This window comes from Streptomyces sp. KR55 (assembly GCF_052245645.1).
GTDB classification, from domain to species: domain Bacteria; phylum Actinomycetota; class Actinomycetes; order Streptomycetales; family Streptomycetaceae; genus Streptomyces; species Streptomyces flavusporus.
The window spans coordinates 47,525-67,566 of the sequence record NZ_JBQQCE010000001.1 but is presented as its reverse complement, the minus strand read 5'-3'; the positions used below and the strand labels follow the sequence as shown (position 1 = coordinate 67,566).

The window sequence follows — 20,042 nt, the reverse complement described above, 5'->3', positions numbered from 1 at the left end:
TGATCGTGAGACACGTGAGCCGGTTTTCCGGGTGCCCATTAGGGTGAGGACATGCCAGCGAGCTATGCGTATCTCGGCCCCGAGGGCACCTTCACCGAAGTCGCTCTGCGCACGCTTCCGGAGGCGGCGACCCGGGAACTGATCCCGTACGTGTCCGTGCAGTCCGCGCTCGACGCGGTGCGCGTCGGCGAGGCCGAGGCCGCGTTCGTGCCGATCGAGAACTCCGTCGAGGGCGGCATCACCACCACGCTCGACGAACTGGTCGCGGGCCAGCCGCTGATGATCTACCGCGAGGTGCTGCTGTCGATCACCTTCGCGCTGCTGGTCAGGCCGGGTACCAAGCTGTCGGACATCAAGACGGTCACCGCCCACCCGGCCGCGCAGCCGCAGGTGCGCAACTGGCTGAAGGCGAACCTGCCCGACGCGGTCTGGGAGTCGGCGGCCTCGAACGCGGACGGCGCCCGTCTGGTGCAGGAGGGCCGGTACGACGCGGCCTTCGCAGGTGAGTTCGCGGCCGCCCGGTACGGCCTCGAGGCACTGGAGACCGGGATCCACGACGCGGAGAACGCCCAGACGCGGTTCGTGCTGGTCGGCCGCCCCGCCCGGCCCGCGGCGCCGACCGGCGCGGACAAGACGTCCGTCGTGCTGTGGCAGCGCGACGATCACCCCGGCGCGCTGCGCGACCTGCTCGGCGAGTTCGCCACCCGGGGCATCAACCTGATGCTGCTGCAGTCCCGGCCGACCGGCGCCGGTATCGGCAACTACTGCTTCTGCATCGATGCCGAGGGCCATATCTCCGACCGGCGGGTCGCCGAGGCCCTGATGGGGCTCAAGCGGATCTGCCTCCAGGTGCGCTTCCTCGGCTCGTACCCGCGCGCGGACGCGACCACGGCGGACGTACGGTCGCTGCTGCCGGGCACGTCGGACGAGGAGTTCTCGTCGGCGGCCGATTGGGTGGCCCGGTGCCAGGACGGCCGGTTCTAGCGCTCTTTCGGCCAGTCCTGTCCAGTCCCCCTTCCGGCCAGTCCTACCAGCATATTTTCGTTATCCACAGGTGTTATCCACAGGTCCGCTTCTCGACCTGGGGACAAGTCGACAGGGGAGCGCCACTCAGTCGACAAATCGGCTGACATGCCCTCGTCGTGTCCACCGGGGCGCAGGTCACCCTTCGTCCACGCTTTTCCTTCGGGCAACCCTTCGGAGCAGAGCATTTCCACTCAAGAGCGGGCGTAAGCGACGTTTACCCCGGGAATCCTGAGCTCCATCCATGAGTTTCGGAATGATCAACTCCGATATCCACAGATCTTCACACAGCCTGTGGATAACTCTTCGAGGGGTGTGGATTCCTGTGGACAACCACACCCCCAAGTGCCGTACTCCTCAAGGAAATCCAGTCAACCAGCCATCCCTCGCATGCCCCGACCAAGGGAACCCGAAGATCATTACTGACAGCATGGCAATTAACTCACACCTTCACGTAAGCCGCATCTCGGAATAGTGAGTCGTGGGCCCTCACCCCGCACCGGTAGCCTTGACCGCGTGATTGACCTTCGCCTGCTCCGTGAGGACCCCGACCGTGTGCGCGCCTCCCAGCGCGCCCGTGGAGAGGACGTCGCGCTCGTCGACGCTCTCCTGTCTGCCGACGAGCGGCGCAGGTCGTCCGGCGTCCGCTTCGACGAACTGCGCGCCGAGCAGAAGGCGCTCGGCAAGCTGATCCCCAAGGCCAGCGGGGACGAGAAGGCCGAGCTGCTGAAGAAGGCGAGCCAGCTCGCCGCCGACGTCAAGGCGGCCGACGCCGAGCGCGACGCGGCCGACGCCGAGACCCAGGAGCTCCTCCTCCGGCTGGGCAACCTCGTCCACCCGGACGTCCCCGTGGGCGGCGAGGAGGACTTCGTCACCCTGGAGACGCACGGCACGATCCGTGACTTCGGCGCCGAGGGCTTCCAGCCCAAGGACCACCTGGAGCTCGGCCAGCTGCTCGGCGCCATCGACGTCGAACGCGGCGCGAAGGTCTCAGGCTCGCGTTTCTACTTCCTGACGGGCGTCGGCGCGCTGCTGGAGCTGGCCCTGGTGAACGCCGCGCTGGCGCAGGCCACGGCGGCCGGCTTCACGCCGATGCTGACGCCGGCGCTGGTCCGCCCGCAGGCCATGGGCGGTACGGGCTTCCTCGGCCAGGCCTCGCAGGACGTCTACCACCTGGACAGCGACGACCTGTACCTGGTCGGCACCTCCGAGGTGGCGCTCGCCGGCTACCACATGGACGAGATCCTCGACGCCGACCGCCTCCCGCTGCGCTACGCGGGCTTCTCGCCCTGCTTCCGCCGCGAGGCCGGCTCGCACGGCAAGGACACGCGGGGCATCTTCCGCGTCCACCAGTTCGACAAGGTCGAGATGTTCTCGTACGTCGCCCCCGAGGACTCGCAGGCCGAGCACCAGCGCCTGCTGGAATGGGAGAAGCAGTGGCTGACGTCGCTGGAGCTGCCGTTCCGCGTCATCGACGTCGCCTCCGGTGACCTCGGCGCCTCGGCCTCGCGCAAGTTCGACTGCGAGGCGTGGATCCCGACGCAGGGCAAGTACCGCGAGCTGACCTCGACCTCGGACTGCACCGAGTTCCAGTCCCGCCGTCTGTCGATCCGGGTCCGCGAGGACAAGAAGGTGCGGCCACTGGCCACGCTCAACGGCACACTGTGCGCCGTACCGCGCACGATCGTGGCGATCCTGGAGAACCACCAGCAGGCCGACGGCTCGGTCCGCGTGCCCGAGGTGCTGCGTCCGTATTTGGGCGGCCGGGAGGTCCTGGAGCCGGTGGCCAAGTGACCAACGGTTTCTCCTACCGTCTCATCGCCACCGACCTCGACGGAACGCTCCTGCGCTCCGACGAGTCGGTCTCGCAGCGCACCCGTGACGCACTCGCCGCGGCCACCGCGGCGGGCGCCGCGCACATCGTCGTCACCGGCCGTGCGGTCCCGTGGACCCGGCACATCCTCGACGACCTCGGCTATCACGGGCTCGCGGTCTGCGGGCAGGGCGCGCAGGTCTACGACGCCGGCGAACACCGTCTGCTGACGTCGGTGACCCTGGACCGGCAGCTGGCCGGGGTGGCCCTGGCCAAGATCGAGGCGGAGGTCGGTCCGCTGTATCTGGCGGCCAGCCGCGACGGGCTGGACGGCGAGGTGCTGGTCGGGCCCGGCTACTCGGTCACGGGCGCCCTTCCGGCCACTCCGTTCACCGATGTGTCCGATCTGTGGGCCGCCCCGCTGAACAAGATCTACATCCAGCATCCGACGCTGACGGACGACGAACTCGCCGAGGCGGCCCGCCGGGCCGCGGGCGGCTTCGTCACCGTCGCCATGGCCGGCCAGGGCATCGTCGAACTCCTCCCCCTCGGCCTCTCGAAGGCCACGGGGCTGTCACTGGCCGCCCGCCGCCTGGGCATGAAGGCCGCAGACACCATCGCCTTCGGCGACATGCCCAACGACATCCCGATGTTCGCCTGGGCGGCCCGGGGGGTGGCGATGGCCAACGCCCATGAGGAACTGAGGGCGGTGGCAGACGAGGTGACATCCTCGAACGAGGAGGACGGCATCGCGGTGGTGCTGGAGCGGTTGCTGGGTTAGCAGGTGCTGTCCAGCGGCCGTAGCTGCGGGCAGTCGTGCCGCTGGGGCGGCACGGGTGGGCGCAGCGGCACCTTGTAGCGCCAGCGCATCCCCCGCCCGCCCCAGCGCAGGGTGCCTCTCAAAGAGGCGACACCTGGGAAGGCGGCCCACGCAAACGCAGTGCATCCGCGTGCTCGAAGCGGCCGCCCCGGGCGCCCCCCGTGCGGGACGGGCTCGACGGAGCGTTGGGGCTACTCCGGAGCCCGCCGCGGGCTGCCCTGTCGGGAGCTGGGCGCACTGCCGTGCATGGGCATCGCCCAACTCCTCTCCCAGAACGTGGCGCCGGTTCGATCCGGCGTCGTGGACACAACCACTGTGCCGGTACGACGAGTTGGGCGCCACTGATTAAGGGCGGGCCACGCGGTGGCTACCGGCGGCGCCACCTGCGCCGGCGCACCTTGCTGAAGAACCACCCCGCAGGCGGCTCGTCGGAGCGCCACGGCTGCGGCTCGGGCTCCTCACGACGCCAGCGCTCGGCAAGCATCCGGGCCCGCGCGGACGGCTCGGATGTCTCGGCGGCGCGTATGAAGTCCTCGTCCAGGACGAGGTCGTCCCAGGTCTCGGACCCGGCGCCATCCCCGGCCTCGTTCCCGGACCGACCGCGACCCTCGCTCTCCGGCGTCTGCCCTGCCATCCCCGTTCCTCCCAGCCGTACTTCCCCCGTGCATTCCGCTTTGCCCAGTGTGCCCGGACCGAGGTGAAGCCCGCGTCAAGGCCGAGCCGCCGGCCGGGCGGCCCCGGTCACTCCTCCCCGGCCAGGGTCAGCGACCGCAGCTTCTGGCCGGCGTACCAGGTGGCGAGCACCGTGACCGCCACCAGCAGCACCGTCGCGGTAGGCAGCCCGACGTCCGAGGTCACCAGGTCACCCTCGCCGACCCGGTGGGCCACCGCCAGTGACCACTGCTGGATGCTCAACGTGCGCGCCCCGGCCACGAGGGAGCCGAACAGGGCCTCCCAGACCAGCGCGTAGACGAGGCCGAAGACGACCGCGTGCCGGGACACCGTGCCGAGCAGCAGGAACAGGGCCGCGTAGGCGATGGAGGCGACCAGCGCGGCCACCGTGTAGGCGACGGCGATCTGCTGGCCGTTGCCGTTCAGGATCAGGCCCGCGATGAGCGTGGGCACCGCCGAGAACACCATGGTCACGGCGATCGCGACGATCAGCTTGGTGAAGATGATCGTCGGCCGTTTCACCGGCTTGGACAGCAGGTACACCACCGAGCCGTCGTCGATCTCCGGCCCGATGGCGCCCGTGCCCGCGATGACGCCGATGATCGGCACCATCGTGGCGAGCGCCAGCCCGCCGAGCAGGTCGGCGGCGGTCTGGTCGTCCGCGCCGGCGAGGCCGCGCACCACCACGGAGATGGCGATCAGCAGCAGCGGCAGCGCGCCGAGGATCAGGGCCCGGCGTCGGCCGAGCAGGGCCCGGTAGGTGAGCCGGGCGACTGTGGGGTCGTACATTTTCGGCCTCCTACGCCGCGACCAGATACGAGAACACGGACTCGAGGGACTCGTCGGACGGCGAGACCGTCAGCAGACGGATGCCGTGGTCCCGGGCCACCCGCGGCAGCAGGGCGGTGAAACGGCCGAAGTCGACGGCCTGGATACGCAACGCGCCCTCCGTCAGGTCGACTTCGATGCCGGACGTCGATGGGTCGGCGATCAGCGCGGCCGCGAGGGCGCGGTCGTCGCTGGAGCGCACCAGGTAGCGGTGCGGCCGGTCGGTCATCAGCCGGCGGATCTTGCGGAAGTCGCCGCTGGCCGCGTGCCGTCCGGCGACGACGACCTCGATGTGCCAGGCGAGTTGCTCGACCTCTTCGAGGATGTGGGACGAGAACAGCACGGTGCGGCCCTCGTCGCCCATGCGCCGCAGCAGATCCATCAGCTGCATGCGCTGGCGCGGGTCCATGCCGTTGAACGGCTCGTCGAGCAGGAGCAGCGACGGATCGTGGACCAGCGCGGACGCCATCTTCACGCGCTGCCGCATGCCCTTGGAGTACGTGGAGATCTTGCGGTCCTGCGCGTACTCCATCTCGACCGTGGCGAGCGCCTTCTGGGCGGCCCTGGCGCCAAGGCCGTGCAACTCGGCGTTGGCGACGACGAATTCACGGCCGGTGAGGAAGTCGTACATCGCCTCGCGCTCGGGGACGATACCGATGTGCTTGTAGATCGCCTCGTTGCGCCACACCGGCCGGCCGTCGAGGGTGACCGTGCCGGTGGACGGGGCCAGGAAGCCGCCCATCATGTTGATCAGGGTGGACTTTCCGGCGCCGTTGGGGCCCAGGAGGCCGGTGACACCGGGGCCGATGGTCATGGTGATGTCGTTGACGGCGACCACGTTGCCGAACCAGCGGGAGACATGGTCGATGGAGAGCGTGGTCACAGTCCGACCTTTCGGTAGCGGCGCATCAGGAGGCCGTAGCAGGCGGCGATCAGGCCGAGGGCGACGAGGACGTAGACCACGCCCTCCCCATTCGTCGGGCCGACGCCTCCGGGGAACGCCGAGGTCGCGCCGAGGAACGCGGACTGCACTCCGTCGATGAGCGTGATCGGCGAGAAGAGGCCGATCCAGGCGATGGATCCGGTGCTGTTCTGCACCTCGGCGATGGCCTGGAGGGTCGAGACCGCGCCGTAGGAGATGGTCAGGACGGCGATCACGGCCGCGATACCGAAGCCGCGGCGCGGAGTGACCGCCGCGATGACCAGGCCGAGGCCGGCGAAGAGCAGCGAGAGCAGTGCCACGGAGACGAGTCCCTGTGCGAATCCCTTGGTCTGGTCGGCGAAGTCGAGCTTGGCCAGCAGAGCGCCCACATAGAGGACGAGCAGTGGGGCGGCGGTCAGGATGAACATCGCCGAGGCCAGTGCCGCGTACTTCGCGCGGACGTAGTCGGCCGTCTCGATCGGCCGTGAGAAGTACAGCGGCACGGTCTTGAAGCGCAGGTCGCGCGAGACGGACTGGGGTGCCTGTGAGGCGACGTACAGGCTGATGACGGCCTGCATGATGATCGCGTAGCGGGTGTACTCGACGGGCAGGTCGTTCGCCTTGGTGGCGACGGCGACGGCGACCATGATGGCCGCGGGCACGCACATCACGACGAACAGCAGCATCGGCAGCACCTTGGACTTCACCGAGCGGCCGAGGCCGTAGGCGCCGCGCAGGGACTGCGAGTAGAGGGAGCGGCGGGCGTAGGCACGGCCCAGGCGCGGGCCGTCGTACGTGCGGTAGCCGATGTTGTGGATGCGGGTCTGGTCACCCGGCGGGGACGCTACGGGGTGCTCAACTGCCATGGCCGACCGCCTCCTTCCGCTGCTCGTCGGTGTCGGTCGTGAAGACCTCCGAGATGTGGTGCCGGCGCTGCTCCATGCGGACCAGGCCGAGACCGAGGTCGGCGACGGTGTCCCGGACCAGGTCGTAGGTTTCCTCGCCCTGCGCGGTGATCAGCAGGACGTGTCCGGCACCGGGCAGGCCGCTGCCGGCGTCGACGGTCACCCCGCGCGCGTGGAGCGCTTCGCGCACCGCGCGGGTGCCGTCCGGGTGTTCGTCGGTGTCGGTGACCTCGATCGCGAGGGTCGTCGTGGTCTGGGTGAAGTCCGTGGTGGAGCTGGAGCGCAGAAGCTTGCCGCCGTCGATGACGACGACGTGGTCGCAGGTGCGTTCCAGTTCGCCCAGGAGGTGGGAGGTGACCAGGACCGAGATGCCGAAGTCGGTGTGGATGCGGCGGATCAGGCCGAGCATCTCGTCACGGCCGACCGGGTCCAGGCCGTTGGTCGGCTCGTCCAGGAAGACCAGCTGCGGGTCGTGGACCAGGGCCTGCGCGAGCTTCACGCGCTGCTTCATGCCGGTCGAGTAGCCGCCGATGGGGCGGTACCGCTCCTCGTACAGGCCGACATGGCGCAGGGTGTCCGCGGTGCGCTCGCGCGCGGCGGTGGGCGGCAGGCCGGACATGCGCGCCATGTGGACGACGAACTCGGTGGCCGAGACGTCGGGCGGCAGACAGTCGTGCTCCGGCATGTACCCCACGCGCTCGCGGATGGCGGCGCCCTTGGTGGCGACGTCGAGGCCGAGCACTTCGGCACGGCCCTCGGTGGCAGGGGACAGACCCAGCAGGATCTTGATCAGTGTGGACTTGCCGGCCCCGTTGGCTCCGACGAGTCCGGTCACACCGGGCCCGACGTCCACGGAGAGCCGGTCAAGCGCGGTCACCCTGGGGAACCGCTTGCTCAGGCTTTCGGTCGCGATCACAGTCACGTCGTAGACGGTAGTGACGCGGGCCACGCCAGTCGTCAGACCGCAGAGCCGTCTTGGAGTCACTCTCGAGTAGTACGGGACCCTGAGGGTCCCCCTGAGGTCGAACGGCCACGCCTGTTGACGCAGCCTCTAACAACTGTCAGATTCGCCGATGTCTCATGACGAGCACGTACCGCAACCGGACGACGATGTGCCGCACGTCAGGCGCTGGGCGGAGGAGAAGTGACGGTGCTGAAGGGCGCGCGGGAGCGCCGGGTGCGAACGGGCGGGGTCGAGCTGTGCGTGGCCGAGCTGGGGGACCCGGAGCAGCCGACGGTCGTGCTCGTGCACGGCTACCCGGACAGCAAGGAGGTCTGGTCCGAGGTGGCCGTCCGCCTCGCCGAGCACTTCCACGTCGTGCTGTACGACGTGCGGGGCCACGGCCGGTCCACGGCGCCGCAGCCCCTGCGCGGCGGATTCACTCTGGAGAAACTGACGGACGACTTCCTCGCCGTCGCTGACGCGGTCAGCCCGGACCGTCCGGTGCACCTCGTGGGGCACGACTGGGGCTCGGTGCAGTCCTGGGAGTTCGTCACCGTTCGGCGCACCGAGGGCCGGATCGCGTCCTTCACCTCGATGTCCGGTCCTTCGCTGGACCACTACGGCCACTGGATCCAGCGGCGCGTCAAGCGCCCGACCCCGCGCCGCGTCGGCCAGCTCCTGGGCCAGGGCGCCAAGTCCTGGTACGTGTACCTGCTGCACACGCCCGTGCTGCCCGAACTGGCCTGGCGAGGCCCCCTCGGCAAGCACTGGCCGCGCATCCTGGAACGCGTCGAGAAGTTCCCCGGCGGCGACTACCCGACCTCGTCGCTGCCCACCGACGCGGCGCACGGGGCGTGGCTGTACCGGGACAACGTACGGCCCCGGCTGCGCAGGCCCCGCCCGGACGCGTACGCGCACGCGCCCGTGCAGCTCATCACGCCCCTGCAGGACGCGTTCCTGTCCGAGAAGCTCTACGACGAACTGGAACGGTGGGCCCCTCAGTTGACCCGCCGCACACTCCCGGCCAAGCACTGGATCCCACGCACGCGCCCCGATCAGCTGGCCGCCTGGATCGAGGAGTTCGTGCTGGCGAACGAGTCGGGCAGGCCGGTGATCGAGGTGACCGGACGGTACGCCGACCGCTTCGGCGGTCAGCTCGTCCTGGTCACGGGCGCGGGCAGCGGCATCGGGCGGGCCACGGCGTTGGCGTTCGCCGAGGCCGGCGCGCGCGTGATCGCCGTCGACCGGGACGCGGAGGGGGCGGCCCGCACGGTGGAGATGTCCCGGCGGATCGGGGCTCCGGCGGCCTGGGCGGAGACCGTCGACGTCTCCGACGAGCAGGCCATGGAGAAGCTCGCGGAGAAGGTCGCGACCGAGTACGGCGTGGTGGACGTCCTGGTGAACAACGCCGGAATCGGGCTGGCCGGACCCTTCCTCGACACCACGACGGAGGACTGGCGCAAGGTCCTCGACGTCAATCTGTGGGGCGTGATCCACGGCTGCCGGCTGTTCGGCCGGCAGATGGCCGCGCGCGGGCAGGCCGGCCACATCGTCAACGTCGCCTCGGCAGCGGCGTACCAGCCCTCCAGGGCGCTGCCCGCGTACAGCACCTCCAAGGCCGCCGTGCTGATGCTGAGCGAGTGCCTGCGCGCCGAACTCGCCGGGCAGGGCATCGGCGTCACGGCGATATGCCCCGGCTTCGTCAACACCAACATCACGTCCACGGCTCGGTTCGCGGGCGTGGACGCGGAGGAGGAGAAGCGGCGTCAGAAGAGGTCCGCGCGCCTGTACGGGCTGCGGAACTACCCGCCGGAGAAGGTCGCCGACGCCGTCCTGCGGGCGGTCGTCCGCAACGAGGCGGTCGTTCCGGTGACGCCCGAGGCACGCGGCGCCTATCTGCTCGCCCGGTTCATGCCTCGGGCGTTGCGGAGGATCGCACGGGTGGAACCGCCGTTGTGAGCGGGAGCCGGACACGAGGCGCCTACACCCCGTGAGATTCCGGGCCGGTTTTCCACAGGAGCGCCCATTCTCCTGTGGAAAACTCACCATGCTTGTGGATCAAACATCCCGAGCAAAATCATGTGCGTGATCCACGTCTCGCCCGGCACGCTGATGGGATGGATGAAAGACGCACCGTGAAGGTGTCGAAGTACCTCTCGAAGCACCTGCGCCACCAGCCCGAACGGATCGGGCTCACGCTCGACGAGGGCGGCTGGGTCGAGATCGACACGCTGATCGCGGCGGCCGCCGCGCACGGCTTCCGGTTCACCCGGGAGGAACTCGACCACGTGGTCGCCACCAACGACAAGAAGCGCTTCGCGATCGAGGGCACACGGATCCGCGCCAGCCAGGGGCACAGCGTCGAGGTGGACCTCGGACTGCCCCCGGCGACCCCGCCGTCGTACCTCTACCACGGCACGGTGGCCGGCAACCTGGACGCGATCCGCGCCGACGGACTCAGGCCCATGAACCGCCATGACGTGCACCTCTCGGCCGACCGCGAGACCGCGACCCGGGTCGGCGCCCGCCGAGGCCGTCCCGTCGTGCTGTCGGTGGACGCCGGCGCGATGCACCGAGACGGCCACATCTTCCGGGTCAGCGCGAACGGCGTGTGGCTGACGAAGGCCGTCCCACCGCAGTACCTGCACTTCCCCGAGCCGCACTGAACCGCGCTGGTCGTACTGATGCCCGGCGACCGCACCCACAAGAAGTGGATCCCGATGATCCCGCTCATCCCGTGGCTGAGCAGCCGCGTACGGTGAGCGTTTCACGTGAAACAGCTCGGGCCGCTTAGGCTCGGTGGCATGACCTTGCGCCTGAGCACCGTGATCCTCCCGTACCGCCGCTGGCATGAGGGAGGCCGTACGACGTGGCAGCGCGCGGAGCAGCTCGGCTTCCACGGTGCCTTTACCTATGACCACCTGTCCTGGCGCAGCTTCCGGGACGGCCCGTGGTTCGGTGCCGTGCCGACGCTGACCGCCGCCGCGGCCGTCACCGACCGACTGCGCCTGGGCACCCTGGTCACCTCACCGAACTTCCGCCACCCGGTGACCCTCGCCAAGGAGCTGATCTCCCTCGACGACATCTCCGGCGGGCGGATCACGCTCGGCATCGGCGCGGGCGGCACCGGCTACGACGCCACCGCCCTGGGACAGGACCCCTGGACCCCGCGGGAGCGTGCCGACCGGTTCGGCGAGTTCGTGCCGCTGCTGGACCGGCTGCTGACCGAGGACGCGGTGTCGTACGAGGGCGACTTCTACTCGGCGCACGAGGCACGCAACATCCCGGGCTGTGTGCAGCGCCCCCGGCTGCCCTTCGCAGTGGCCGCCACCGGCCCGCGCGGGCTGCGGCTCGCGGCGCGCTACGGGCAGGCGTGGGTGACCACCGGCGATCCCAAGCTGTACGAGAACGGCACACCCGAGCAGTCGGTTCAGGCTATTCGCAGGCAGGCCGAGAAGCTCGCCGACGCGTGCGCCGAGATCGGCCGCGACGCCTCGGCGATGGACAGGATCCTGCTCACCGGTTTCACCCCGGACCGTGGCCGGCCGTTGCAGTCCCTCGACGCGTTCGTGGACTTCGCGGGACGGCACCAGGAGCTGGGCTTCACCGAGATCGTGATCCACTGGCCCATCCCCGACTCGGACTTCGCCGCGGAAGACAAGGTCTTCGAGCAGATCGCCATGGAGGCACCGGCTCAGTTGGGCTGAGCCCGCCGATCGTAACGGCACAGGTGAGGGCGGTATTCACTCACCCATGCGGACTCCTGCACGCCGGTGCGGGCATATGCGCGAGAATGGCGCGGTGACCTCAGCGACTCGACAGCCCGAGACCCCGGCTTCCCCCATGGTTCCGCCCCGGCTGATCGCCACCGACCTCGACGGCACGCTGCTGCGGGACGACAAGTCGGTGTCGCCGCGCACGGTCGCCGCCCTCGCGGCCGCCGAGGACGCGGGCATCGAGGTCTTCTTCGTCACCGGCCGCCCGGCCCGCTGGATGGACGTCGTCAGCGACCATGTCCACGGTCATGGCCTGGCGATCTGCGGCAACGGTGCCGCGGTGGTCGACCTGCACGGCGGCCCCGGCACCCACCGGTTCGTGAAGGTCCGGGAGCTTGCACGGGAGAACGCCCTGGACGCCGTACGGCTGCTGCGCGACGCGGCCCCGGGCACCGTGTACGCCGTCGAGCAGACGTACGGCTTCTACCAGGAGCCCGCCTATCCGAAGCTGCACATGGAGACGCCGGACATGCTCGCTCCGGCCGAGCGGCTCCTGGCACCCGACGCGCCCGGCGCCGACGAGCCGGTGCTCAAGATCCTCGCCTATCACCCCGAGATCGACCCGGACGCCTTCCTCACCCTCGCCCGGCTCGCCATCGGCGATCGCGCCAACGTCACCCGCTCCAGTCCCAGCGCCCTGCTGGAGATCAGTGGGCCGGGTGTCTCCAAGGCCAGCACACTCGCCTTGTGCTGTGCCGAGCGCGGCATCTCGCACGAGGAGGTCGTCGCCTTCGGTGACATGCCCAACGACGTCGAGATGCTCACATGGGCGGGCCAGTCGTACGCCATGGGCAACGCCCACCCGGACGTGATTGCCGCGGCCTCGGGGCGGACGGTCGCGAACAACGAGGACGGGGTCGCGGTCGTGATCGAGCAGCTGCTGGCGCAGCGGGTGTAGCAGCTGTCCCGCACCGCCGGCATCCGCTCGGGATGCTCGGCGGCTCGGACGGGCGGCACCTCCACCGGGTCACAGATCCACACCCCGTGCGGCCAGCCACCGCACCGGATCCACCCCTGAACCCAGCTCGGGGGCGACCCGCACCTCGAAGTGCAGGTGCGGGCCGGTCGAGTTGCCGGTGTTGCCCGACTGCCCGATCCACTGCCCCGGCAGTACACGGTCCCCCTGGTCGACGGCAACCGAGGCGAGATGCGCGTACTGCGTGTAGTAGCCGCCCGGGTGCTCGATCACGATCTCGATCCCGAAGGCGCCCCCGCACGACGCTCTCACCACCCTGCCCTCACCGACCGCCCGCACCGGCGTACCGATCGGCACCGCGAAGTCCTGCCCCGTGTGCCGGTTCGCCCATCGCGTACCACCGGTGCCGAACCCGGCGGACAGCACGTATGTCTCCACCGGTGCGACCCAGGTGCGTGAGAAGGAATCCTTCGGCTGGTCGAGCCGCACCGCACCACGACAGGTGCCCGCCCTGGCCGAGGCGTTCGCCTGCCCCTGCAACCGCCAACGGGCCTCTTCCAGTTTCTGCTCGATCCCCTTCTTCATCCTGGCGAGTTCGGCGTTCCGTTTCTTCAGGTCCCGCCAGGCCGCCGCGGCCCTCGCCTCGTCCGCCGCGAGCCGGGTCTCCGCGCGGCGGCTCTTGTCGATCGCGTTGTTGACGACGAGGTCCGCCTGCCATACGGCATGCTGACCTCGCATCAACTCCTCGGGGTTGTCCGCGAGGATCATGCGCGCGGTGAGGGGCAGGTCCCCGCCGGTGCGGTACTGGGCGCGGGCGATCCGGCCCAGGTCCTCGCGCAGCACGGCGATCTCCCGCCGCTCACGGTCGAGGAGTCCCTCGAGCCGCTGGGCCCGCGCCCGCTGCACCTTGGCCTCGCGCCGCCCTTCCTCGTACTGCTGCGTGGCCACGGCCGCGTCCTCGTACAGCTGCGCCACCTCGGTGCCGACGCCGACGTCCCCGCTGCCGTCGGCCGGGCTGTGCCGGGTCTCCTCGCTGGGCCGGGCCGCGAGCACGGCGAGCGCGCAGAGCAGCACCGAGACGAGCAGCGGACGGCGGCGAGGTGAGCGCATGTCAGCGATCGTGGCCCGCGCGGGCGGCCCCGTCCCGTCTCAGTCGTACGCATGGGGGACCAACGGGCCACGGATGGAGCAGCGCTACGGCCGAACAGGGAGGCTGGTTACCGGATTGACGCCCCGTCGGTCAGTGCGGGGCGTACCGCGGGGCGGCGCTGCTACCGCACCCCCACCAGCAGCTCCGACTGCGCCTCCCGCGTCGCCAGCGCCCGCAGCGGCCCGTCCACGGCGACCAGCTCCGCGTAGGCGCCGCGCTGCACCACCCGCCCCTCGTCGAGCACGATCACCTCGTCCACGGTCTCCAGCCCGGCCAGCCGGTGCGTGATGAACAGCGTCGTACGGCCCTCGGTGGCGGCCAGCAGATCGGCGGTGAGCGCGTCCGCCGTCGGCAGGTCGAGGTGCTCGGCGGGCTCGTCGAGGACCAGGACAGGGAAGTCCGCCAGCAGCGCCCGGGCCAGCGCGAGCCGCTGCCGCTGCCCGCCGGACAGCCACGCCCCGTACTCACCGACCAGCGTGTCGAGCCCTTCGGGCAGTGCGTCGGCCCAGTCGAGCAGCCGGGCCCGCGCGAGCGCGTCACGCAGCTCGCCCTCGGTCGCGTCCCGCTTCGCGAGGAGCAGGTTCTCCCGCACCGAGCTGTCGAAGAGGTGCGCGTCCTGCGCACACAGTCCGACCAGCCGCCGTACGTCGTCGCTGTCCAGGGCGTACGCGTCGACGCCGGCCAGCGTGTACGAGCCTGCGTGCGCGTCCAGGAACCGCAGCAGTACCTGCGCCAGCGTCGTCTTGCCGGCCCCGGACGGGCCGACCACCGCGATGCGGCGCCCCTTGTCGAGCGTCAGGTCGAGCCCCGCGAGCGCGTCCCGGTCCTGTCCCGCGTGCCGGGCGGCCACGCCCTTGAGGACGAGCGGGAACGGCGACGCGGGCGCCTGCCGGGGCTGCTCCGGTTCGCGTACCGGCTCGGGGGCGTCCAGCACCTCGTGGACACGCTCGGCGCTCCTGCACACCCGCTGCCGGAACTGCACCGCGAGCGGCATCCCGAGCACGGCCTCGAAGGCGGCCAGCGGGGTGAGAACGACCACGGCCAGCGCCACGCCGCTCAGCCGTGCGTCGGCGACCGCCTGGACGCCCACCAGGGCGGCTCCGGCGACGGTCAGGCCGGAGATCAGCGCGGTGAGTCCGTCGCCCAGGGCGGTGGCGGTGGCGGCGCGCGAGGTGATTCGGGTGAGTGTCGCGTCGGCCCGCCGGGTCTCGGCGGTACGGGCGGGCAGCGCCCCGGCGACGGTGAGCTCCGCGGTGCCGGTGAGCAGGTCCGCCACGCGGGTCGCGAGCACCCCTCGGGCGGGGGCCAGCCTGCGCTCCGCCCGCCGCGCCACGGCGCCGGTGACCAGCGGGACGCCGGCCCCGGCCGCGAGCAGCCCGACGGCGAGCACGGCCCCGGCCTCGGGCAGCAGCCAGGCGGTGAAGCCGACGGAGGCCGCGGAGACGGCGACCGCGGCGCCGGCCGGGAGCAGCCACCGCAGCCAGTAGTCCTGCAGGGCGTCCACGTCGGACACGAGCCGCGACAGCAGATCGCCCCGTCGGGCCCGGCGCAGCCCGGCGGGCGCGAGCCGCTCCAGTCGGCGGTACACGGCGACCCGGGTGTCGGCCAGCATCCGCAGCACGGCGTCGTGCGACACGAGCCGCTCCGCGTACCGGAACACCGCCCGACCGATCCCGAAGGCCCGCGTGGCCGTCACGGCGACCATCAGATACAGCACGGGCGGCTGCTGCGAGGCCCGGGAGATGAGCCATCCGGACGTGGCCATCAGCCCGACGGCGCTGCCCAGCGCGAGGCTGCCGAGCAGAAGGGCGAGTCTGAGCCGGCCGCGCCGGGCCCAGGACATGGCCCGGACGCGGGCGAGTATGCCGCCGCTGTGCGCCGCGGGTTCGGACGCGGGCTCCTCCTGCGCGGCCCAGGATGCCGGGGCGGACTCGATCGGACGCGCCACGGACGCCCGGGGCCCGGTTTCCACGCGCGAGGCGAGGGGTGGCTCCTCGAGCCGCACCACCCGGTCCGCCACGTCCAGCAGCGCCGGCCGGTGCACCACCAGCAGAACGGTCCGGCCTGCCGCCAGTCGCCGCACCGCCTCGACCACCTCGGCCTCGGTCGCTCCGTCGAGCGCGGCGGTCGGTTCGTCGAGCAGCAGCACAGGCCGGTCGGCGAGGAAGGCCCGCGCCAGCGCGAGCCGCTGCCGCTGCCCGGCACTCAGCCCGGCCCCGTCCTCGCCCAGTACGGTCTCGACACCCTGAGGGAGGGCGTCCACGAACGTGAGCGCTCCCGCGTCCTGAAGCGCCTGCCGTACGGCTGCGTCGTCCGCGTCGAGCCGGGCGAGCCGTACGTTCTCGGCGATCGTCCCGGCGTACAGGTGCGGCCGCTGCGGCACCCAGGCGATGCGCGACCGCCACTGCTCCAGGTCGGCCTCGGTGAGATCGACTCCCCCGACCCGCACCCGGCCCTCGGTCGGCCGCACGAACCCCAGCAGTACGTTCAGCAGCGTCGACTTGCCCACGCCGCTCGGCCCGACGAGCGCGACGGTCTCCCCGGGCTCGACGGCGAAGGTCGCATCGGACACGGCCTCGGCGGTGCGGCCCGGATACCGGACCGTCACGCCCTCGAAGGCCGCCGCGCCCGTCGGCACGACCCTGGTTCCCGACGCCGGGGCCGGAGTCTCCAGAACCGCGAAGATCTCCTCGGCCGCGGCCAGTCCCTCGGCCGCCGCGTGGTACTGCGCGCCCACCTGCCGCAACGGCAGATACGCCTCCGGCGCGAGGATCAGGATGACCAGGCCGATGTACAGATCCATGTTGCCGTGCACGAGCCGCATGCCGATGGTCACGGCGACCAGCGCGACCGAGATCGTGGCGAGCAACTCCAGCGCGAACGACGACAGGAACGCGATCCGCAGCGTCCGCATCGTCGCCTGCCGGTACTCGCCGGTGATACGCCGGATCGACTCGGCCTGCGCCTTGGCCCTTCCGAACACCTTCAGGGTCGGAAGCCCGGCGACCACGTCCAGGAAGTGCCCGGACAACCGGGACAGCAGCCGCCACTGACGGTCCATCCGGGACTGGGTGGCCCAGCCGATCAGCATCATGAAGACGGGGATGAGCGGCAGTGTGCCGACGATGATGGCGGCGGAGACCCAGTCCTCGGTGACGATCCGGGCGAGCACCGCCACGGGAACGACCACCGCGAGCCCCAACTGCGGCAGATAGCGCGAGAAGTAGTCGTCGAGGGCGTCGACTCCGCGCGTGGCGAGGGCGACCAGCGATCCAGTGCGCTGTCCGCTCAGCCATCCCGGCCCCAGTTGGGCGGAGCGCTCCAGCAGCCGCCCCCGAAGCTCCGACTTCACCGCCGCGCTCGCCCGGTGCGCGGCGAGCTCCGTGAGCCAGGAGATCAGCGCGCGGCCACAGGCGACGGCCACCAACAGCAGCAGGGGAGTGCGCAGTTCGGCGACGGACATGCCGCGCTGGAACGCACCGACCACCGTCTCGGCGATCAGCATCGCCTGCGCGATGACCAACCCGGCACCGACGGCACCCAGGCCGACGACCGCCACCAGGAAGAACCGGGTGGCGCGGGCGTATCGGAGCAGTCGCGGGTCGATCGGTTTCACGTGAAACACACCCTCTTCTCAAGAGGCCTGAAGGGGTATCAAGGGTCATGTTTCACGTGAAACATGACCCTGTCGGACTCAGTGCGCGGATCCAGCGGCAGCATCCGCGGCGATGTGCTGTGTTCCGATCCGCTTACGGAACACCCAGTAGGTCCACGACTGGTACAGCACGACGATCGGCGCGGCGACGCCCGCGCACCAGGTCATGATCTTCAGGGTGTACGGGCTCGACGAGGCGTTGGTGACCGTGAGACTCCACTCCTCATTGAGCGAAGACGGCATGACGTCGGGGAAGAGCGACAGGAAGAGCATCGCGACGGCGGCCACGAGGGTGACGCCGGACAGTGCGAACGCCCAGCCCTCACGCCCGGCCTGGTTCGCCACCAGCGCCGCGACCAGGGCGGCGACCGCCACGATCATCGCGACGAGGCTCTTGCCGTCCCCGCTGTCAACCTGGGTCCAGAGCAGGAACACCGTGGCCAGTCCGGCCGTGAGGAGACCGACCTGGAGCGCCAGCTTCCGTGCCCGCTCCCGAATCTCCCCGACCGTCTTGAGCGCCGTGAACACCGCACCGTGGAAGGTGAACAGCGTCAGCGTCACGAGGCCGCCGAGAAGCGCGTACGGATTGAGCAGGTCCCAGAGATTTCCGACGTACTCGAAGTCTTGGTCAATCTTCACGCCGTGAACGATGTTGCCGAAGGCCACGCCCCACAGGAACGCGGGGATCAGCGAGCACCAGAAGATCGCGTTCTCCCAGTTGCGCTGCCAGTTCTCCTCGGACCGCTTGGCCCGGTACTCGAAGGCGACACCCCGGACGATCAGGCAGACCAGGATGAGCAGCAGAGGCAGGTAGAAGCCCGAGAAGAGCGTGGCGTACCACTCGGGGAAGGCGGCGAAGGTCGCGCCGCCGGCCGAGAGCAGCCACACCTCGTTGCCGTCCCAGACCGGCCCGATCGTGTTGATCAGCACCCGCTTCTCGGGCCGGTTGCGGGCGAGCAGCTTGGTGAGGACGCCGACCCCGAAGTCGAAGCCCTCGAGGAAGAAGTAGCCGATCCACAGGACGGCGATCAGGACGAACCAGACGTCGTGCAGTTCCATGACTGTGCAGCTCCCTCGGCCTAGTACGAGAAGGCCATCGGCTTGTCGGCGTCACGGGAGTCGCCGCCGATCTTCGTGGGCGGGTTGAGGTCGGCCTCGGTCAGCTCGGGCGGGCCGGCCTTGACGTACTTCGCGAGCAGCTTGACCTCGATCACGGCGAGGATCGCGTAGAGCGTCGTGAAGACGATCATCGAGGTGAGCACTTCGCCCGTGGAGACACCGGGGGAGACCGCGTCGCGGGTCTGGAACAGGCCGTAGACGACCCACGGCTGACGGCCCATCTCGGTGAAGATCCAGCCCCAGGCGTTGGCGATCAGCGGAAACGCCATCGTCCAGAGGGCGAGCAGCCAGTACAGCCGGGTGAGCCTCGACCCGAGCGGCTTCTTCAGCAGCACCAGATGCGGCACCTCGTCCTCCTCGGTCCGCAGGGCGGCCGGCAGCAGGAACTTCTTCCGCGTGAGCCACAGCCCCAGCAGGCCCAGGGAGAGGGACGCCATGCCGAAGCCGATCATCCACCGGAAGCCCCAGTAGGCGACGGGGACGATGGGCTTGTAGTCACCCGGCCCGAACTTCTCCTGCAGGGCCTTGTTGGTGTCGTGGATGCCGGGCACATACGACTCGAAGTCGCTGTGGGCCAGGAAGGACAGCAGCCCGGGTATCTCCAGGGCGACCTTGTTGTGCCCCTTGTCGACGTCCCCGTACGCGAAGACGGAGAACGGTGCCGGGCTCTCGCCCTCCCACAGGGCCTCGGCGGCGGCCATCTTCATCGGCTGCTGCTCGTACATGACCTTGCCGAGGGTGTCCCCGCTGACCGCGGTGAGCACACCGCCGACCGCCAGAGTGACCAGGCCGAGCCGGAGCGACGTCCGCATCACCGGGATGTGCTTCTTGCGCATCAGGTGGAAGGCGGCGATGCCCACCATGAAGGCGCCACCCGTCAGGAAGGCGGCCGAGAAGCTGTGGAAGACCTGGTTGAGGGTCGTGTTCTGGGTGAGGACCAGCCAGAAGTCGGTGAGCTCGGCGCGGCCCTTCTCCTCGTTGATCCGGTAGCCGACCGGGTGCTGCATCCAGGAGTTGGCCGCGAGGATGAAGTACGCCGACAGAAGCGTGCCGATCGAGACCATCCAGATGCAGGCCAGGTGGATCTTCTTCGGCAGCTTGTCCCAGCCGAAGATCCACAGCCCGATGAAGGTGGACTCGAAGAAGAAGGCGATCAGGGCCTCGAAGGCGAGGGGAGCACCGAAGACATCGCCGACGAAGCGCGAGTAGTCGGACCAGTTCATGCCGAACTGGAACTCCTGCACGATGCCGGTGACGACACCCATCGCGATGTTGATCAGGAAGAGCTTGCCCCAGAACTTGGTCGCCTTGAGGTACTTCTCCTTCTCCGTACGCACCCACGCGGTCTGCAGGCCGGCCGTGAGGGCAGCGAGCGAGATCGTCAGAGGGACGAACAGGAAGTGGTAGACGGTGGTGATGCCGAACTGCCAGCGCGCCAGCGTCTCCGGCGCCAAAGCCAATTCCACGTCGTCTCTCCTTACGTCGCCGTGGGGGGGCGCT

Annotated in this window: 17 protein-coding genes; 7 read left to right on the top strand and 10 right to left on the bottom strand. The window is 70.1% G+C overall.

Annotation, left to right across the window (positions count from 1 at the left end):
- Positions 1 to 51: 51 nt before the first annotated feature.
- The 3 genes from pheA to ACTWQJ_RS00290 all read left to right on the top strand — a co-directional run bounded on the left by pheA (position 52) and on the right by ACTWQJ_RS00290 (position 3,617).
- Positions 52 to 984 carry a prephenate dehydratase gene (gene pheA, locus ACTWQJ_RS00300; protein ID WP_224739975.1) on the top strand — a complete coding sequence of 311 codons (933 nt, stop codon included), beginning with the start codon at positions 52 to 54 and terminating at the stop codon, positions 982 to 984.
- A 555-nt stretch (positions 985 to 1,539) separates the two neighbouring features.
- Positions 1,540 to 2,817 (top strand): serine--tRNA ligase, encoded by a 1,278-nt coding sequence (serS, locus tag ACTWQJ_RS00295; RefSeq protein WP_443304566.1) that lies wholly within the window; start codon positions 1,540 to 1,542, stop codon positions 2,815 to 2,817.
- On the top strand, positions 2,814 to 3,617 hold the full coding sequence (locus tag ACTWQJ_RS00290; protein ID WP_443304565.1) for an HAD family hydrolase: 804 nt from the start codon (positions 2,814 to 2,816) through the stop codon (positions 3,615 to 3,617). Before serS ends, ACTWQJ_RS00290 begins: the two co-directional genes overlap by 4 nt.
- On the opposite strand, the gene ACTWQJ_RS00285 is transcribed toward ACTWQJ_RS00290, so the two are convergent.
- From ACTWQJ_RS00285 to ACTWQJ_RS00260, 6 genes are all read right to left on the bottom strand, one after another.
- A complete protein-coding gene (locus tag ACTWQJ_RS00285) occupies positions 3,614 to 3,739 on the bottom strand; it encodes a hypothetical protein (protein WP_443304564.1) in 126 nt (41 codons plus the stop codon). The two genes, ACTWQJ_RS00290 and ACTWQJ_RS00285, sit on opposite strands and share 4 nt — an antisense overlap.
- 284 nt (positions 3,740 to 4,023) lie before the next feature.
- Positions 4,024 to 4,290 carry an SGM_3592 family protein gene (locus ACTWQJ_RS00280; protein WP_409470990.1) on the bottom strand — a complete coding sequence of 89 codons (267 nt, stop codon included), beginning with the start codon at positions 4,288 to 4,290 and terminating at the stop codon, positions 4,024 to 4,026.
- Between the two features lie 107 nt (positions 4,291 to 4,397).
- The gene (locus tag ACTWQJ_RS00275) at positions 4,398 to 5,117 is read right to left on the bottom strand and encodes an ABC transporter permease subunit (RefSeq protein ID WP_443304563.1); all 720 of its coding nucleotides are present in this window, start codon (positions 5,115 to 5,117) and stop codon (positions 4,398 to 4,400) included.
- A gap of 10 nt (positions 5,118 to 5,127) precedes the next feature.
- Positions 5,128 to 6,039 carry an ABC transporter ATP-binding protein gene (locus ACTWQJ_RS00270; protein ID WP_443304562.1) on the bottom strand — a complete coding sequence of 304 codons (912 nt, stop codon included), beginning with the start codon at positions 6,037 to 6,039 and terminating at the stop codon, positions 5,128 to 5,130.
- Positions 6,036 to 6,944: an ABC transporter permease gene (locus tag ACTWQJ_RS00265; RefSeq protein ID WP_443304561.1), complete on the bottom strand. Its 909-nt coding sequence runs from the start codon at positions 6,942 to 6,944 to the stop codon at positions 6,036 to 6,038. Before ACTWQJ_RS00265 ends, ACTWQJ_RS00270 begins: the two co-directional genes overlap by 4 nt.
- A complete protein-coding gene (locus ACTWQJ_RS00260; RefSeq protein ID WP_443304578.1) occupies positions 6,934 to 7,899 on the bottom strand; it encodes an ABC transporter ATP-binding protein in 966 nt (321 codons plus the stop codon). Before ACTWQJ_RS00260 ends, ACTWQJ_RS00265 begins: the two co-directional genes overlap by 11 nt.
- Positions 7,900 to 8,127: 228 nt before the next feature.
- On the opposite strand from ACTWQJ_RS00260, the gene ACTWQJ_RS00255 reads away from it, so the two are divergent.
- The 4 genes from ACTWQJ_RS00255 to ACTWQJ_RS00240 all read left to right on the top strand — a co-directional run bounded on the left by ACTWQJ_RS00255 (position 8,128) and on the right by ACTWQJ_RS00240 (position 12,600).
- Positions 8,128 to 9,885 carry an SDR family oxidoreductase gene (locus tag ACTWQJ_RS00255; RefSeq protein ID WP_443304560.1) on the top strand — a complete coding sequence of 586 codons (1,758 nt, stop codon included), beginning with the start codon at positions 8,128 to 8,130 and terminating at the stop codon, positions 9,883 to 9,885.
- 158 nt (positions 9,886 to 10,043) lie between these two features.
- Positions 10,044 to 10,592 (top strand): RNA 2'-phosphotransferase, encoded by a 549-nt coding sequence (locus ACTWQJ_RS00250; protein WP_443304559.1) that lies wholly within the window; start codon positions 10,044 to 10,046, stop codon positions 10,590 to 10,592.
- Positions 10,593 to 10,730: 138 nt separating this feature from the next.
- Positions 10,731 to 11,633 carry an LLM class flavin-dependent oxidoreductase gene (locus tag ACTWQJ_RS00245; protein WP_443304558.1) on the top strand — a complete coding sequence of 301 codons (903 nt, stop codon included), beginning with the start codon at positions 10,731 to 10,733 and terminating at the stop codon, positions 11,631 to 11,633.
- 76 nt (positions 11,634 to 11,709) lie between these two features.
- Positions 11,710 to 12,600 (top strand): Cof-type HAD-IIB family hydrolase, encoded by an 891-nt coding sequence (locus ACTWQJ_RS00240; RefSeq protein WP_443304557.1) that lies wholly within the window; start codon positions 11,710 to 11,712, stop codon positions 12,598 to 12,600.
- A 69-nt stretch (positions 12,601 to 12,669) separates the two neighbouring features.
- Here ACTWQJ_RS00240 and ACTWQJ_RS00235 read toward each other — a convergent pair whose 3' ends face one another.
- From ACTWQJ_RS00235 to ACTWQJ_RS00220, 4 genes are all read right to left on the bottom strand, one after another.
- Positions 12,670 to 13,728, bottom strand: a complete 1,059-nt coding sequence (locus ACTWQJ_RS00235; protein ID WP_443304556.1) for a M23 family metallopeptidase — start codon at positions 13,726 to 13,728, stop codon at positions 12,670 to 12,672.
- A gap of 161 nt (positions 13,729 to 13,889) precedes the next feature.
- A complete protein-coding gene (gene cydD, locus ACTWQJ_RS00230; RefSeq protein ID WP_443304555.1) occupies positions 13,890 to 17,384 on the bottom strand; it encodes a thiol reductant ABC exporter subunit CydD in 3,495 nt (1,164 codons plus the stop codon).
- A gap of 78 nt (positions 17,385 to 17,462) precedes the next feature.
- A complete protein-coding gene (gene cydB, locus ACTWQJ_RS00225; protein WP_443304554.1) occupies positions 17,463 to 18,482 on the bottom strand; it encodes a cytochrome d ubiquinol oxidase subunit II in 1,020 nt (339 codons plus the stop codon).
- Positions 18,483 to 18,502: 20 nt separating this feature from the next.
- Complete coding sequence (locus ACTWQJ_RS00220; protein ID WP_443304553.1) at positions 18,503 to 20,008, bottom strand: cytochrome ubiquinol oxidase subunit I; 1,506 nt, start codon at positions 20,006 to 20,008, stop codon at positions 18,503 to 18,505.
- Positions 20,009 to 20,042: the final 34 nt, after the last annotated feature.